The sequence below is a fragment of the Rhodococcus sp. 15-725-2-2b genome, assembly GCF_002259075.1.
Taxonomy (GTDB): Bacteria; Actinomycetota; Actinomycetes; order Mycobacteriales; family Mycobacteriaceae; genus Rhodococcoides.
On record NZ_NPFL01000019.1, the window covers coordinates 276,113 to 292,666 of the forward strand.

At 65.8% G+C, this 16,554-nt stretch carries 14 protein-coding genes; 10 read left to right on the forward strand and 4 right to left on the reverse strand.

Annotated elements, in window-relative coordinates:
- Positions 1-22: 22 nt before the first annotated feature.
- Positions 23-1,468 carry a Fe-S cluster assembly protein SufB gene (gene sufB, locus CH306_RS21910; protein WP_032398021.1) on the reverse strand — a complete coding sequence of 482 codons (1,446 nt, stop codon included), beginning with the start codon at positions 1,466-1,468 and terminating at the stop codon, positions 23-25.
- The gene (locus CH306_RS21915; protein ID WP_373453991.1) at positions 1,465-2,211 is read right to left on the reverse strand and encodes a helix-turn-helix transcriptional regulator; all 747 of its coding nucleotides are present in this window, start codon (positions 2,209-2,211) and stop codon (positions 1,465-1,467) included. The genes sufB and CH306_RS21915 overlap by 4 nt, the downstream gene beginning before the upstream one ends.
- A 336-nt stretch (positions 2,212-2,547) precedes the next feature.
- Between CH306_RS21915 and mptB the strand changes: the two genes are divergently transcribed.
- The 4 genes from mptB to CH306_RS21935 all read left to right on the forward strand — a co-directional run bounded on the left by mptB (position 2,548) and on the right by CH306_RS21935 (position 6,997).
- Positions 2,548-4,200 (forward strand): polyprenol phosphomannose-dependent alpha 1,6 mannosyltransferase MptB, encoded by a 1,653-nt coding sequence (gene mptB, locus CH306_RS21920; RefSeq protein WP_094648016.1) that lies wholly within the window; start codon positions 2,548-2,550, stop codon positions 4,198-4,200.
- Entirely contained in the window at positions 4,197-5,141 is a 945-nt protein-coding gene (locus tag CH306_RS21925) for an ABC transporter ATP-binding protein (protein ID WP_179272737.1), read from the forward strand. The genes mptB and CH306_RS21925 overlap by 4 nt, the downstream gene beginning before the upstream one ends.
- Positions 5,142-5,143: 2 nt before the next feature.
- Positions 5,144-5,938: an ABC transporter permease gene (locus tag CH306_RS21930; protein ID WP_371828407.1), complete on the forward strand. Its 795-nt coding sequence runs from the start codon at positions 5,144-5,146 to the stop codon at positions 5,936-5,938.
- 72 nt (positions 5,939-6,010) lie between these two features.
- Positions 6,011-6,997 (forward strand): COX15/CtaA family protein, encoded by a 987-nt coding sequence (locus CH306_RS21935; RefSeq protein WP_094647938.1) that lies wholly within the window; start codon positions 6,011-6,013, stop codon positions 6,995-6,997.
- Positions 6,998-7,136: 139 nt separating this feature from the next.
- Here the strand turns inward: CH306_RS21935 and CH306_RS21940 are convergent, their stop codons facing one another.
- Positions 7,137-7,508, reverse strand: coding sequence for a hypothetical protein (locus CH306_RS21940; RefSeq protein WP_045195275.1), 372 nt, complete (start codon positions 7,506-7,508; stop codon positions 7,137-7,139).
- A gap of 135 nt (positions 7,509-7,643) precedes the next feature.
- Between CH306_RS21940 and CH306_RS21945 the strand changes: the two genes are divergently transcribed.
- Positions 7,644-8,609: a quinone oxidoreductase family protein gene (locus CH306_RS21945; RefSeq protein ID WP_032398016.1), complete on the forward strand. Its 966-nt coding sequence runs from the start codon at positions 7,644-7,646 to the stop codon at positions 8,607-8,609.
- A gap of 23 nt (positions 8,610-8,632) precedes the next feature.
- Here the strand turns inward: CH306_RS21945 and CH306_RS21950 are convergent, their stop codons facing one another.
- Positions 8,633-9,640 carry a heme o synthase gene (locus CH306_RS21950; RefSeq protein WP_045199760.1) on the reverse strand — a complete coding sequence of 336 codons (1,008 nt, stop codon included), beginning with the start codon at positions 9,638-9,640 and terminating at the stop codon, positions 8,633-8,635.
- 409 nt (positions 9,641-10,049) lie between these two features.
- Here CH306_RS21950 and tkt point away from each other — a divergent pair, with 409 nt between their 5' ends.
- From tkt to pgl, 5 genes are read left to right on the forward strand one after another with little or no spacing between them, the layout of a single operon-like run.
- A complete protein-coding gene (tkt, locus tag CH306_RS21955; RefSeq protein WP_094647939.1) occupies positions 10,050-12,149 on the forward strand; it encodes a transketolase in 2,100 nt (699 codons plus the stop codon).
- 3 nt (positions 12,150-12,152) lie between these two features.
- Positions 12,153-13,277, forward strand: coding sequence for a transaldolase (gene tal / locus CH306_RS21960; RefSeq protein WP_094630016.1), 1,125 nt, complete (start codon positions 12,153-12,155; stop codon positions 13,275-13,277).
- Positions 13,278-13,283: 6 nt separating this feature from the next.
- Positions 13,284-14,840, forward strand: a complete 1,557-nt coding sequence (zwf, locus tag CH306_RS21965) for a glucose-6-phosphate dehydrogenase (RefSeq protein WP_032398013.1) — start codon at positions 13,284-13,286, stop codon at positions 14,838-14,840.
- On the forward strand, positions 14,837-15,745 hold the full coding sequence (opcA, locus tag CH306_RS21970; protein WP_179272738.1) for a glucose-6-phosphate dehydrogenase assembly protein OpcA: 909 nt from the start codon (positions 14,837-14,839) through the stop codon (positions 15,743-15,745). The genes zwf and opcA overlap by 4 nt, the downstream gene beginning before the upstream one ends.
- The gene (pgl, locus tag CH306_RS21975) at positions 15,738-16,484 is read left to right on the forward strand and encodes a 6-phosphogluconolactonase (protein ID WP_094647941.1); all 747 of its coding nucleotides are present in this window, start codon (positions 15,738-15,740) and stop codon (positions 16,482-16,484) included. The genes opcA and pgl overlap by 8 nt, the downstream gene beginning before the upstream one ends.
- The last annotated feature ends 70 nt before the right edge of the window (positions 16,485-16,554 follow it).

Sequence of the window (16,554 nt, forward strand, 5' to 3'; positions counted from 1 at the left end):
CTCCGGTGAGGGGGTTGTTCACTTATCCGACCGACCCTTCCATCTGCAGCTCGATGAGCCGGTTGAGCTCGAGCGCGTATTCCATCGGCAGTTCGCGAGCGATCGGCTCGACGAAGCCGCGCACGACCATCGCCATCGCCTCGTCCTCGGTCATGCCGCGGCTCATCAGGTAGAACAACTGATCGTCGCTGACCTTCGAGACGGTGGCCTCGTGGCCCATCGAGACGTCGTCCTCGCGGATGTCGACGTACGGGTAGGTGTCGGAACGACTGATCGTGTCGACGAGCAACGCGTCGCACTTGACCGTCGAACGCGAACCGTGCGCACCCTTGTTGATCTGGATCAGACCGCGGTACGACGTCCGGCCGCCGCCGCGAGCGACGGACTTGCTGACGATGTTCGACGACGTGTGCGGTGCCAGGTGCAACATCTTCGAGCCGGTGTCCTGGTGCTGGTCCGGGCCTGCGAACGCGACCGAGAGAACCTCGCCCTTGGCGTACTCACCGGTCATCCAGACGGCCGGGTACTTCATGGTGACCTTGGAGCCGATGTTGCCGTCGACCCACTCCATCGTTGCGCCTGCCTCGGCCTTGGCGCGCTTGGTGACGAGGTTGTAGACGTTGTTCGACCAGTTCTGGATGGTCGTGTAGCGGCAACGACCACCCTTCTTGACGATGATCTCCACCACGGCGGAGTGCAGCGAGTCCGACTTGTAGATCGGCGCGGTGCAACCTTCGACGTAGTGCACGTAGGCACCCTCGTCGACGATGATCAGCGTGCGCTCGAACTGACCCATGTTCTCGGTGTTGATCCGGAAGTAGGCCTGCAGCGGGATGTCCACGTGGACGCCCGGCGGGATGTAGATGAACGATCCACCGGACCACACCGCGGTGTTCAGTGCGGAGAACTTGTTGTCGCCTGCGGGGATGACGGTTCCGAAGTACTCGCGGAACAGCTCCGGCTGCTCCTTGAGGGCGGTGTCGGTGTCGAGGAACAACACTCCCTGAGCCTCGAGGTCCTCACGGATCGAGTGGTAGACGACCTCGGACTCGTACTGGGCGGCGACACCGGAGACGAGGCGCTGCTTCTCCGCCTCGGGGATGCCGAGCTTGTCGTACGTGTTCTTGATGTCCTCGGGCAGGTCTTCCCACGTTGCAGCCTGCTTCTCGCTGGACCGCACGAAGTACTTGATGTTGTCGAAATCGATGCCGTCGAGGTCGGAACCCCAGTTCGGCATCGGCTTGCGCTCGAACGTCTTGAGCGCCTTGAGGCGCGCCTCGAGCATCCACTCGGGCTCGCTCTTCTTCTGCGAGATGTCGCGGACGACGGCCTCGGAGAGACCGCGCTTGGCGCTTTCACCTGCTACGTCCGAGTCGGCCCAGCCGTATCCGTAGGTGCCGAGCGAGGCGATGGTCTCGTCCTGGGTCAGCGGCGCGGTGGGTGTCACCTGGTCTGGTGTGACGGTCATGCGGGCTCCTTCCGGAGGCGTGGGCGTTCTCCGACACGGGGCTGCGCGTCGGGAGTCTTCTTGTCGGAACTATCGGTGTTCGAGTACCGCGTCGATGACAGCGGTACGTGCGTCGTACACGCGCAATTACCGTTGGCGATGGTCGCCAAACGCTGCACGTGCGTGCCGAGGATCTCGGCGAACGCGGTCTGCTCGGCCTCGCACAGCTCCGGAAACTCGGAGGCGACGTGCGACACCGGGCAGTGGTGCTGGCAGATCTGCACACCGTTGCCCACCTGACGGGTGGTGGCCGAGAATCCGGCCGCGCTGAACGCGTCGGCGATTCGGTCGGCGGCGTCCTCCACGGCATGCGCATCGGATCCCGTCGCAGGCTCCACGTCGGCCACGATGGTGTTGACGCGTTGCCGAGCGAATGTCTCGATTGCCGCGTCTCCCCCGATCTTGCGCAGCTGCCGCATGGCGGCACCGGCAAGATCGTCGTAGGTGTGGCCGAGACGGTTGCGCCCGGCTGCGGTGAGCTGGAAATGCTTGGCCGGTCGGCCCCGGCCACGTTGCCGAGCACCTGCGGGGGTGGTGATGCGGGCCTCGCCCGCGTCGATGAGTGCGTCCAGGTGACGTCGGACACCCGCAGCGCTCAACCCCAGCCGAGTACCGATGTCGGAGGCGGTGATGGGGCCCTCTTCCAGCAGTAGTGTGACCACAGCGCTCCGCGTCTGCCCCTCGGGGGCCGACGTGGGTCGCACCGACGAAACGCCTGCGCCGGACGCCGAAGACTCGACACTTCCCGGACGCACGAGCGAGCTCTCGGTTGTTTTCACAACACCAGTGTGACGGAATTGCGGGACCCGGTCCAGCAAGGGTGCCCTATGCAGGGCGCTCGTCCGACGACGTGGCCGATGCCGTGCCTGCGGATGGAGCACGGTGCAGGCCGTGCGCGAGTGCACAGCTACGCTCCCACTGTGCCATCGACCGACAGTGAGCCCAGTTCCGAGAGCTCACCTTCCGCGAGCGGTTCCGAGTTCTCCTCGGCATCCGGCACATCGAAGTCCACCCCGGGCGCGCTCGTCCAGCGGTTCGTCGTGGTCCCCGCCCGTCGAGTCATCGGCCTGGAACCGACGCCTCCCGGCGGGGCGGTCGCCACCCTGCACGGAGACGAGCAGGAGGCACCGGGGCTGAACCCCTCGGAGACGAACCAACTCAGGAACATCCGTCGTTTCGGTGCCGCGGGTGCGCTGCTGATGGCGATCGGTGCCCTCGGCGCGGGCGCGCAGCCGGTGCTGCAGAACCCGATCGCGGGTGTCCGACTGCTGAGCTTGCCGTCCCGAATGGCGACCACCGCACTGACCGTCACGATGACCGGAACCGTCATCGTGGTGCTCGCGTGGTTGCTGTTGGGAAGATTCGCGTTGGGACGCACACGGTCGGGAACCACCCCACGTCGGCTCACTCGTTCCCAGATGGACCGCACACTGCTGCTGTGGATCCTGCCGTTGAGTGTGGCACCGCCGATGTTCTCGCGCGATGTCTACTCGTACCTCGCCCAGAGCGAGATCACCGCACGCGGACTCGACCCGTACGAGGTCGGTCCGGTCGATGCACTCGGGGCCGACAACGTGCTGACCCGAACGGTTCCCAACATCTGGCGGGAGACCCCGGCACCCTACGGTCCGCTGTTCCTGTGGATGGGGCGTGGAATCACGTACTTGACCGGTGAGAACATCGTCGCAGGCATTTTCCTCCATCGTCTGCTTGCGCTGGTGGGCGTAGCGCTGATCGTTTGGTCGCTGCCACGTCTCGCCCGACGCTGTGGGGTCGCGTCGGTCACGGCACTGTGGCTCGGTGCCGCGAACCCGCTGCTGCTGTTCCACCTGGTCGCCGGTATCCACAACGAGGCCCTGATGATCGGGCTCATGCTGGCCGGTACCGAACTGGCCCTTCGCGCGATCGAGCGCGCGGGTCCTTTGCGCAGCACCGATATCGCATTCCTCGTCGGCGGAGCAGGCCTGATCGCGCTGTCGTCTGCGATCAAGATTCCCTCGCTCATCGCGCTCGGCTTCGTGGGGATGGCACTGTCGAGGCGATGGGGCGGGACCCTCAGATCCGTGATGTACGCGGCACTGTTGCTCGGCTCGATCGCCGTCGTGGTCCAGGTCGCCGTGAGCCTGGGTAGCGGGCTGGGCTTCGGCTGGATCAACACTCTGGGGACCGCGGGAGTGGTGCGCAGCTGGATGTCGATTCCCACGATCCTCGGTCTCGGTACCGGATTCGTCGGTGTGCTGCTGGGTCTCGGCGACCACACCACCGCTGTGTTGGGTCTCACTCGCCCGATCGCTGCCGTCGTCGCAGGAATCATCGTCGTCCGCATGCTGATCGCCGTTCTGCGCGGCCGCCTGCATCCGGTCGGCGCACTCGGCGTCGCGCTCGGTGCCGTCGTCCTGTTGTTCCCGGTGGTGCAACCCTGGTACCTGCTGTGGGCGGTGATTCCGCTGGCCGCGTGGGCCACGACTCCCTCGTTCCGGCGTCCGGCCATCGCCTTCTCGTCGTTGGTGAGCGTGATCCTCATGCCGAACGGCAGTGAGTACCAACCGTTCCAGATCGTGCAGGCCGCCGTCGTGACCATCCTGACGATCGCGGTGCTCTATCTGCTCACGCGAAACCGGATGCCGTGGCCCATCCGCACCGGACCACCGGAACGCGACCGCAGCGACGACGAATACGCTGAGTCCTCGTGATCTCCGGGACGTCCGACGCGGCGCAACCTGTCGTACAGCTGACCGACGTACGCAAGTCGTACGACGGTGTCAGTGCCGTCGACGGACTGAGCCTGAACATCGGCCCCGGCGAGGTTCTCGCGCTGCTGGGCCCCAACGGAGCAGGAAAGACCACCACCGTCGAGATGTGCGAGGGGTTCGTCGTGCCGGACAGCGGCTCGGTCCGGGTCCTCGGACTGGACCCCGTGGCGCAGTCGGCGCAGCTGAGGCCACGCATCGGCGTCATGCTCCAGGGCGGAGGTGCGTACCCCGGTTCCAAGGCAGGCGAGATGCTCCAACTCGTCGCCTCGTACTCGGCCGACCCCCTCGACCCGGCGTGGCTGCTCGACTGCCTCGGCCTGACCTCTGCCGTCCGCACCCCGTACCGGCGGCTCTCCGGTGGGCAACAGCAGCGGCTGGCTCTGGCCTGCGCCATCGTCGGGCGGCCCGAACTGGTGTTCCTCGACGAACCGACCGCCGGGCTCGACGCCCAGGCCCGGCTGCTGGTGTGGGAATTGATCGACGCCCTGCGCCGCGACGGTGTCGGCGTACTGCTCACGACACATCTGATGGACGAGGCCGAGCAGCTCGCGGATCGGCTGACGATCATCGACAACGGCCGCGTCGTCGCCTCGGGCACACCCTCCGAGCTGACCAAGCAGGGTGCCGAGGGCCAACTGCGCTTCACCGCACCCCCGGGACTCGAACTGTCCATGCTCGACGCGGCACTCCCCCCGGGTTACGTACCGTCGGAACCGGCGCCAGGCTCCTATGTGGTCTCCGGTGTGATCGAGCCGCAGATTCTGGTGATCGTCACGTCCTGGTGCGCACAGCAGGACGTGTTGGCCACCGAATTGCAGGTCGACCAGCGCCGCCTCGAGGACGTGTTCCTCGAACTGACCGGCAGAGAATTGAGGAAGTGACCGTGCGCAGAGAAGCCCGGCTCGCCGACAACCGATTCGAGACAGGCCTGTTCGCGCCTCGCCCGCAGCCCGCCTCGGCTGCGCGGATGCTGCTCGCACAGACCCGCCTCGAACTGAAGTTGTTGCTGCGCAACGGTGAACAGTTGCTGCTGACGATGTTCATCCCGATCACCCTGCTGATCGGATTGACCCTGCTGCCCTTCGGCGAACTCGGTGCCGACCGAGTGGCCCGCGTCGTCCCGGCCGTGATGATGGTGGCCATCATGTCGACGGCGTTCACCGGCCAGGCGATCGCTGTCGGCTTCGATCGCCGCTACGGCGCGCTCAAGAGACTCGGGGCGACACCCCTTCCGCGGTGGGGCATCATCGGCGGCAAATCCGCCGCCGTGGTGATCGTGGTGATTCTGCAATCGATTCTGCTCGGCTCGATCGGCGTCGCTCTCGGATGGCGCCCGAGCGCGACGGGTCTGTTGCTCGGGGCCGTCATCATCGCTCTGGGAACCGTCACCTTCGCGTCGATGGGACTGCTGCTCGGCGGCACCCTGCGCGCCGAGATCGTGTTGGCGCTGGCGAACATCGCCTGGTTCGTGATGCTCGGCATCGGCAGCGCGGTGTTCGTGGACGACCAGATCCCCCAGGGACTGCAGAACGTCGCACGCATCGTGCCGTCCGGCGCGCTCGGTGAGGCACTGAGCAGAGGTGTGTCCTCGTCCTTCGACATCTTCGGTGTGGTCGTACTGCTGGTGTGGGCTGCGGTGTGCGGCACCCTCGCGGTACGCACGTTCAAGTTCACCTGAGCGGGGCTCGCCACCCAACGACGCTCGCCACCCAACGACGCTGTGTAGTTGATCGGCGTTTACCATCGAGGGGTGCTGTACAGAGCGTTCTTGCGCGTCGTCGATATCCTGCCCGTGCCCTCGCTTCGAGTGCAGCGGGTGCTGGCATTCATTGCGATCCTGACGCAGGGTGGCATCGCTGTCACCGGCGCCGTCGTTCGTGTCACCGGTTCCGGACTCGGGTGCCCCACGTGGCCGCAGTGCTTTCCCGGTAGCTTCACTCCCGTCGGGGTGTCCGAGGTCCCCGTTCTGCACCAGGCCGTGGAGTTCGGCAACCGTCTGCTCACGTTCGTGGTCGTTCTCGCGGCCGCCGCGGTCGTCATCGCCGTCACCAGGGCACGGCGGCGTCGGGAAGTGCTGTTCTTCGCGTGGCTGATGCCGCTCGGTACCGTCGTACAGGCCGTGATCGGCGGATTCACGGTGCTGACCGGACTGCTGTGGTGGACGGTAGCCGTTCACCTCGTCGTCTCGATGGCCATGGTGTGGCTGGCCACGTTGCTGTACGCCAAGGTCGGCGAGAGCGATGCGCCGGCCGAGTCCACGCCGACGGTGCCGGGTGCTCTGCGAGCGCTGACGGGGCTGTCCGGGATCGCTCTGACGGGCGTGCTGATCGCGGGCACCATGGTGACCGGAGCCGGCCCGCACGCGGGCGACAAGAGCATCGAGGAACCGGTACCGCGTCTCGGTATCGAGATCGTGACGCTGGTGCACGCACACTCTCAGTTCCTGGTCGGCTACCTGGCCCTGCTCGTCGGATTGGCATTCGCGCTGTATGCGGTTCGTGCGCCGAAGGCGGTCACGTTCCGACTCAACGTCCTGATCGGCCTGGTGCTGGCGCAGTCTCTTATCGGACTGGTGCAGTACTTCACCGGGGTTCCGGCCGTGCTCGTCGCCTTCCACGTGGCCGGTGCGGGCGGATGTACCGCCGCCACCGCTGCAGTCTGGGCGGCCTGCCGCACTCGCGGCCCGGTGGCGACCGAGACGGTCGAGACCACCGAGGACGTCGCAGTTCGCTCGTGACGATCGGTCGAGCTTCGAACAGGGTGGAGGGGCAGCGGGCCTCCCCCTCAGATGGCCGACTGCCCCTCCACTGACTTCGACGCATCGGGTACCGAGATGGTTCCCGCCGGATCGAAGGAATTTCCGCAGTTTTCTCCGCTCAGACGATCGCCTGGTTGCGCGCCTTCGGGAACTTCTTCTGACCGGCCACCCACCCGGCCATCTTCTCGTAGTGTCCGGGGGCCGGATTGACCGAACTGACCAGCTCGCGGTCCCATTCGGCCTCGGTCAACTGGTCGAGACCGTCGACGATCGCGCGGGCGATGGCGGTCGTCGCCACCACCTGGTCGCCCAGTACGCCGTCGGCACCGACCATGGTGAGCCGAGTTCCTGCTCGACCGATCGGCTGGATCACCACGTTGGCGGAGTTGCCGTGGTCGGCGAGAAAGCTCTTCACGGCCGCGAGTGTTCCCTTCGGAACCTCGTTCGACTCGTTCTTCTCGATGCCCGCGCTGTCGATTTCGGTAGCCATGCCGACACGATACCGAGGCCGTCCGCGTCGCCAGCATCCACCCGTCGAGTCGTTACTGATCGGTAACTTCGGCCGCGTGCGTGTGTTACCCGGATCCGTGTACCCGAGTGTGACGCGCCCGTGTAGAACGGTCTCATGCGTGCCATTCGAATAGACAACACCGGCGGACCCGAGGTCATGAACGTCGTCGACATTCCGATACCGACGCCGGGACCGGCTCAACTACTGGTCCGGATCGAGGCCGTCGGCATCAACTACATCGACACGTACTTTCGACGCGGTCTGTATCCACGCGCGCTGCCGTACGTTCCCGGCGACGAGGGATCCGGGGTGATCGAACAGGTCGGAACGGACGTCACCGACTTCGCACCGGGACAGCGCGTCGCCTGGGCCGCAGCGCCGGGCAGCTACGCGGAATACGTACTGGTCGACGCCTCGTCGGCCATCGCGGTTCCCGAGGGCGTTCCTGCCGATCAGGCCGCCTCGGCGCTGCTGCAGGGTATGACGGCGCACTACCTGATCGAATCCACCTACCCGGCCCAGCAGGGTGACACCGTCCTCGTGCACGCCGGCGCAGGTGGCGTCGGACTGTTGCTGACGCAGATGGCGGTGGCGAAGGGAGTGAACGTCATCACCACGGTCTCCACGGATGCGAAGGCCGAGCGGTCCGCGCAGGCCGGTGCCGCCCACGTGTTGCGCTACGAAGAGGACATCGCTGCTCGCGTGCGCGAGATCACCGACGGCGAGGGTGTCCATGCGGTGTACGACGGCGTCGGTGCCGACACGTTCGAGGCAAGTCTGGCGTCGTTACGGATCAGAGGGACGTTGGCCCTGTTCGGAGCGGCGAGCGGTCCGGTCCCGCCCCTGGACCCGCAGAGGTTGAACGGCGCAGGATCGCTGTTCCTCACCAGGCCGACACTCGCCCACCACATACGGGACCGGGCCGAGCTCGAGTGGCGGGCCGGAGATGTGTTCGGGGCGATATCGCGTGGCGCGCTCACGGTCGAGGTCGGCGCTCGATACGCGCTGGAGGACGCCGCGCAGGCCCACATCGATCTGGAGTCACGCCGAACGACGGGATCGATCGTGCTCGTTCCCTGACCGATCCGTCGGGTGACGCTCGCTCAGGAGAGAAGCTGGGCGAGCGTCTGCCAGCCGAGGACCGAGTCGACGGCCAAGCCGCAGAACACCAGTGCCAGGTATTCGTTGGAGAGGATGAACAGCTTCAGTGGCTTGACCGGAGTTCCCGCTCGCACGCCTGCGTACAGGCGGTGTGCGACGACGAGAAACCACACTCCCGACGCCACGGCGACGGCCGCGTAGACGATGCCCGAGCCCGGTGCCAACGCAAGTGTCGCGGCAACGGTGGCCCACGCATACAGCACGATGTGCTTGGTGACCTTCGTCTCCGACGCGACCGCAGGCAGCATCGGTACGTTGGCCGCCTGGTAGTCCTCCTTGTAGCGGAGCATGAGCGCCCAGGTGTGCGGCGGCGTCCACAGGAAGATGACCAGGAACATCACCAGAGCCTGCCACCCGATCGTGCCGGTCACAGCGGACCAGCCGATCATCACCGGCATGCAACCGGCCGCGCCACCCCACACCACGTTCTGCGAGGTGCGCCGCTTGAGCACCAGCGTGTAGACGAAAATGTAGAAGCAGATGGTGACGACGGCGAGAACACCGCTGAGCAGATTCGTGGTGGCCCACAGCCAGAAGAACGAGAACACACCGAGTACGAGCCCGAAGATCAGCGCGTGCGAGACGGGCATGGCACCGCGGGCGAGCGGGCGCTTCTCGGTGCGCTTCATCACCTTGTCGATGTCTGCGTCGACCACCATGTTCAGCGTGTTGGCACTGGCCGCGGCCAGCATTCCGCCGAAGAGGGTGGTGAGGATCAGCCACGGATCGACGTTTCCCCGGTCGGCCAGCAACATCGCCGGAATGGTCGTGACGAGGAGGAGTTCGATGACCCGGGGCTTCGTGAGCGCGACATACGCAAGAAAGAGTGCGAATGCTCTACGTGGGGCGGACGTTGCCGGCGCGGCCTGCGTCGGCTCACCTGTCTCGTCTGCTCCGAATCCGGGGCCGCCGGCGAAACCGTGTCCGCCCGGCTGCTGCCCAATTCGCACTGCGTCTCCTCGCACGACTGTCGTTCTCTGGCGCTCGGCCACTTGCTCACGCGCCACCGGCACGCGGGTTGTCTCTCGACGGCGACACTTCGGCGCCTGCGCGCACGCGCAACTCCGCGACCACAACCGCGGGAGCCGACGACCGTGCGCCTACTACGACCGATGGTAGACGGCGGGGTTTGCACCTCCAATTCGCAGGGCACCCAAAGTGAGGAATACGTCGCCTACGAGTAACCCGCGCGCAATCGCCCGGGGGAAGGCACGACAGTAGGGTCGGACAGAACTAGGCTGGTGGAGGACGTCCTTCGGCACCGACCACATGCGTGCTCCACCCAGGCGCATTGCAGTCGCCGCCGGGCGACGATTCCCCGGAGCCACAACTCGAACGAATGTCAGGAGATTTCTGCTCGTGTCGATCACAGACGATATTGACGTCCTCACCACGGCGCACCACCCGAGCGACTGGACGGACCTGGACACCCGAGCGGTCGACACCGTTCGTGTTCTGGCAGCGGACGCAGTGCAGAAGGTCGGCAACGGCCACCCCGGAACCGCGATGAGCCTGGCTCCCCTCGCCTACACCCTCTTTCAGCGCACCATGCGTCACGACCCCACCGACACGCATTGGATCGGCCGCGACCGGTTCGTGCTCTCGTGCGGGCACTCGAGCCTGACTCTCTACCTGCAGCTGTACTTGGGCGGCTTCGGTCTCGAGCTCGCCGACATCGAGGCACTGCGTACCTACAAGTCGAAGACTCCCGGACACCCCGAGTTCCGCCACACCGACGGCGTCGAGATCACCACCGGCCCGCTCGGTCAGGGACTCGCCTCCGCCGTGGGCATGGCCATGGCGGCGCGTCGCGAGCGCGGTCTGTTCGATCCCGAGCCCGCACTCGGTGAGAGCCCGTTCGATCACTACATCTACGTGATCGCCTCCGACGGAGACATCGAAGAAGGCGTGACGTCCGAGGCGTCGTCGTTGGCCGGTACTCAGCAGCTCGGCAACCTGATCCTGTTCTACGACGACAACAAGATCTCCATCGAGCACTCCACCGACATCGCTCTCTCCGAGAACACGGCCGCGCGCTACGAGGCCTACGGCTGGCACGTACAGGTGGTCGAAGGCGGCGAGAACGTCACCGCAATCGAAGAAGCCGTCGAGGCTGCCAAGGCCGTCACCGACAAGCCGTCGATCATCGTGCTGCGTACCATCATCGGCTTCCCGGCCCCCACCATGATGAACACCGGCGCAGTCCACGGTGCCGCACTGGGCGACGAGGAGATCGCGAAGGTCAAGCAGGCCCTCGATTTCGATCCGGCCAAGACGTTCGAGGTCACCGACGAGGTCATCGGCCACACCCGCAAGCTGCAGGAGCGCGGCCGCAAGGCCCACGCCGAGTGGACCGTCCAGTTCGACGCCTGGGCCGCCCGCGAGCCCGAGCGCAAGAAACTGCTGGACCGCCTCACCCGGGGCACGTTGCCCGAGAACTGGACCGACGTTCTGCCCACCTGGGAGCCCGGCAGCAAGGCCGTCGCCACGCGTGCCGCGTCCGGTGAGGTTCTCAACGCCGTCGGACCTGTTCTCCCGGAGCTGTGGGGCGGCTCGGCCGACCTCGCAGGCAGCAACAACACGACGATCAAGGGTGCGAAGTCCTTCGGCCCCACGTCCATCTCCACCGACGACTGGGACGCCGAGCCGTACGGCCGCACCCTGCACTTCGGTATCCGTGAGCATGCGATGGGCGCGATTCTTTCGGGCATCGTGATGCACGGCCCGACCCGTGCATACGGCGGAACGTTCATGCAGTTCAGCGATTACATGCGGCCTGCGGTCCGGCTCGCGTCACTCATGGACATCGACCCCATCTACGTGTGGACCCACGATTCCATCGGCCTCGGTGAGGACGGCCCGACGCACCAGCCGGTCGAGCATCTCGCCGCGCTGCGGGCCATCCCCAACCTCTCGGTGGTACGCCCCGGCGACGCCAACGAAACCGCGTTCGCATGGCAGGCAGTGCTGGCCAGGTCCAGCAGCAGCGGACCCGTCGGCCTTGCGCTGACGCGTCAGGGCATCCCGATTCTCGAGGGCACCAGCTACGAGGGCGTCTCCAAGGGCGGATACATCCTCGTCGAGTCGTCCGAGGCGACCCCCGACGTCGTGCTGATCGGCACCGGTTCCGAGCTGCAGTACGCCGTGGAGGCACAGAAGCAGCTCGAGGCGCAGGGCATCGCCGCCCGCGTCGTCTCGATGCCGTGCGTCGAGTGGTTCGAGAGCCAGGATCAGAACTACCGCGACCAGGTGATCCCGCCCACCGTCAAGGCCCGGGTGTCGATCGAAGCCGGCATCGCGATGCCGTGGTGGAAGATCGTCGGCGGCTTCGGCGAGATCATCTCGCTCGAGCACTACGGCGAATCTGCCGACGCTGCAACACTTTTCCGCGAGTTCGGCTTCACGGCCGAGGCCGTCACGGCAGCCGCACAGCGCTCCATCACCAATGTGAAGGGATAATTCATGACCCAGAACAAGAATCTTGCAGAACTCTCCGCCGCCGGAATCTCGGTATGGCTGGACGACCTCTCCCGTGATCGCATTCGTTCGGGCAACCTCCAGGACCTCATCGACACGAAAAGTGTCGTCGGAGTGACCACCAACCCGTCGATCTTCCAGGCGGCCCTGAGCAAGGGCGAGGCGTACGACGAGCAGGTGAACAAGCTCGCCGGTGAAGGTGCCGACGTCGAGACCACCATCCGCACGGTCACCACGGACGACGTTCGTGAGGCCTGCGACATCCTGATGCCACAGTACGAGGCAAGTGCAGGCGTCGACGGCCGCGTGTCCATCGAGGTCGATCCGCGCGTGGCACACGACGCCGACAAGACGTACGAGCAGGCCGTCGAGCTGTGGAAGATCGTCGACCGTCCGAATCTGCTGATCAAGATCCCGGCGACCGAGGAGGGGATTCCCGCTATCGCCAAGGTGATCGGCGAGGGCATCAGCGTCAACGTCACGCTCATCTTCTCCGTCGAACGCTACGAGCTGGTGATGAACGCCTACCTCGACGGTCTGGAGAAGGCGCGTGCGGCCGGCCACGACCTCGACAAGATCCACTCGGTCGCGTCGTTCTTCGTCTCCCGCGTCGACAGCGAGATCGATTCCCGTCTCGATGCGATCGGTACCCCCGATGCCGAGGCACTCAAGGGCAAGGCCGCTCTGGCCAACGCTCGTCTGGCGTACGTGGCATACCAGCAGATCTTCGAGGTGGCCCCTCGGTTCCGCGAGCTCGTCGGCAGTGGCGCACGCCCGCAGCGTCCGTTGTGGGCGTCGACCGGCGTGAAGTCCGACGCCTACCCCGACACCATGTACGTCACCGAGCTCGTCTCACCGAACACGGTGAACACGATGCCGGAGAAGACCATGGACGCGGTTGCCGATCACGGCGAGATCGTCGGAGACACCGTCTCGGGCAAGGGACCGGAATCGCAGGAGATCTTCGACCGCATCTCGGCACTCGGGATCGACATCACCGACGTCTTCCTGACGTTGGAGAACGAAGGCGTCCAGAAGTTCGAGGCGGCCTGGAACGAGTTGCTCGAAGCCACCGGCGAGCAGCTTCGCCAAGCAGGTCAGAAGAGCTGACCGACTGTGCCCACCGCAGAAACCGAACCTCTCCACTCCGCGGACTGGGTCAACCCACTCCGCGACGCGCGGGACAAGCGGCTCCCCCGCATAGCGGGCCCGTGCAGCATGGTCATCTTCGGAGTGACCGGCGATCTCGCGCGTAAGAAGCTCATGCCTGCGGTGTACGACCTGGCGAACCGGGGGCTTCTACCCCCCGGTTTCGCCTTGGTCGGCTTCGCCCGTCGGGAATGGCAGAACCAGGACTTCGCGAAGATCGTGCACGATTCCGTGCGCGATCACGCGCGCACTCCGTTCAGCGAGGAGGTCTGGAACACCCTCGCCGAAGGATTCCGGTTCGTCCAGGGCACGTTCGACGACGACGCAGCGTTCGACGAGTTGTCGCGGACACTGACCGAACTCGACGAGACCCGCGGCACCGGCGGCAATCATGCCTTCTACCTGTCCATTCCGCCCAGCGCCTTTCCCGTCGTTCTCGAGCAGCTGTCTCGGTCCGGTCTGGCGCAGGGCGAGGACGGTAATTGGCGACGTGTGGTGATCGAGAAGCCGTTCGGCCACGACCTGCAGAGCGCGAAAGAGCTCAATGCCGTCGTCAACCGAGTGTTCCCCGAGGACACCGTGTTTCGCATCGATCACTACCTGGGCAAGGAGACGGTGCAGAACATCCTCGCACTGCGCTTCGCGAACCAGTTGTTCGATCCGATCTGGAATGCGCACTACGTCGACCACGTTCAGATCACGATGGCCGAGGACATCGGATTGGGTGGTCGCGCAGGGTATTACGACGGAATCGGTGCCGCCCGCGACGTCATCCAGAACCACCTTCTGCAGCTCCTCGCCATCACCGCGATGGAGGAGCCGGTCAGCTTCAACCCCAAGGAGCTGCAGTCGGAGAAGATCAAGGTGCTCTCGGCGACCAAACTCGCCGAGCCACTCGATCGAACCTCGGCGCGCGGTCAGTACACCGCGGGGTGGCAGGGCAGCCAGAAAGTGAAGGGGCTCAAGGAGGAAGAAGGGTTCGACTCCGAGTCGAACACCGAAACCTACGCCGCCATCACCCTCGAGGTGGATACGCGGCGATGGGGTGGGGTGCCCTTCTATCTCCGTACCGGCAAGGCACTCGGGCGCCGAGTCACCGAGATCGCGATGGTGTTCAAACGCGCCCCGCACCTGCCGTTCGACGCCACCATGACCGAGGAACTCGGTCAGAATGCGTTGGTGATCCGAGTCCAGCCCGACGAGGGCGTGACGATGCGGTTCGGCTCCAAGGTGCCGGGTTCGAGCATGCAGGTGCGCGACGTCAGCATGGACTTCAGCTACGGCCAGGCGTTCACCGAATCCTCCCCCGAGGCCTACGAACGACTCATCCTCGACGTGCTGCTCGGCGAGCCGTCGTTGTTCCCGGTCAATGCCGAGGTGGAACTGTCGTGGAAGATCCTCGATCCGATCTTGGAGTTCTGGGCCTCCGGCGGCACCGCGGAACCGTACGAAGCCGGTACCTGGGGGCCCTCCTCGGGTGACGAGATGATGCACCGCACCGGACGCGAATGGAGAAGACCGTGATTGTCGACATCCCCGCCACGACGACGGCCGAGGTCGGCAAGAAGTTGGTGGAGGTGCGCGAAGCAGGCGGTGCGGTGACCATCGGCCGAGTGCTGACTCTGATCGTGGCCAGCCGTGATCCGGCCAAGGCCGAACGAGCGATCGACGCGGCGAACGAGGCGAGCCGTGAGCATCCGTGCCGCGTCATCGTGCTCATCCACGGAGATCGGTCGGCCGAGTCGAGCCTCGACGCGCAGATCCGGGTGGGCGGCGACGCCGGTGCATCGGAGGTCGTCGTGTTGCGCCTGAACGGCGAACTCGCCGACCACGAACACAGTGTCGTCATCCCGTTCCTGCTGCCCGATACCCCGATCGTGGCCTGGTGGCCGGACGAGGCACCAACGGTTCCGGCGAAGGATCCGTTGGGGCGCTTGGCGATTCGACGCATCACCGATGCCACGAACTCCCCCGACACCACCGCGACGATCAAGGGACGGCTCAGCAGCTACACCGAGGGCGACACCGATCTCTCCTGGAGTCGCATCACGTACTGGCGTGGCCTGTTGGCCACCGCGCTCGACCAGGCTCCGTACGAGGCTGTCGTCTCGGCCACGGTGTCGGGACTGGCCGAGGAGCCCGCACTCGACATCCTTGCCGGTTGGCTGGCCGCGAAGCTGGACGTGCCGGTCCACCGCCGTGCGGGTGAGCTGAAAGTCGAGCTGATCCGGGAGAACAGCAGCATCTCGCTGACGCGACCGCAGACCGGTAAGACCGCAACCCTGTCGCGTACCGGTCAGCCCGACGCCGAAGTCGCACTGGCGCGGCGCAACACGCGCGAGTGCCTCGCCGAGGAACTGCGCAGACTCGACACGGACGAGATCTACGAACTCGCCTTGAACGGACTGTCGAAAGTGAGCTATGAGTAAGACATCGGTACTCCAGTACCTGGACGCGCAAGCCCTTGTCGACGCAGCGCGATCGCGCTTCGTCGACGTGATCACCGCCGCGCAGGCCGAGCGAGGATCTGCGTCGGTGGTGCTGACCGGCGGTGGCACAGGAATCGCATTGCTGGAGGCGCTGCGCACGGACTCCGGCTCGATCGACTGGGGCAGAGTGGACGTCTACTTCGGTGACGAACGCTTCCTGCCCTCGGGCGATCCCGAGCGCAACGAAGTTCAGGCCTCGGAGGCGCTGCTCGATTACGTCGATGTCCATCCGGATCGGGTGTTCCGGATGGCCGCATCCGACGGACCACACGGAAGCGACCCCGAAGTTGCCGCGGCAGCGTACGCACAGATCCTCCATTCCGGATCCGAAGGCGAGCCGACGCCTCGGTTCGACGTCCATCTGCTCGGCATGGGCGGCGAAGGCCACATCAATTCACTCTTCCCCCACACCGATGCGGTGCGCGAACAGCATCGCTTCGTCGTGGCGGTCGAGGACTCCCCCAAGCCCCCACCGGTGCGCATCACACTCACGCTGCCTGCGGTCCGCCGCGCGCAGCACGTGTGGTTGCTCGTCTCGGGAGCGAACAAGGCCGATGCCGTCGCTGCTGCGGTGGGCGGGGCCGATCCCGACGACGTCCCGTCGGCCGGAGCACTGGGCACCGAATCGACGGTCTGGTTCCTCGATACCGGCGCAGCGTCCAAGCTGGACACGGTGTGAGAGCCCGGAGCTAGTCCGGTTCGACTGCGTCGGGGTCACGTCCCGGCCACGCATCGTCGTAACCGCCCAC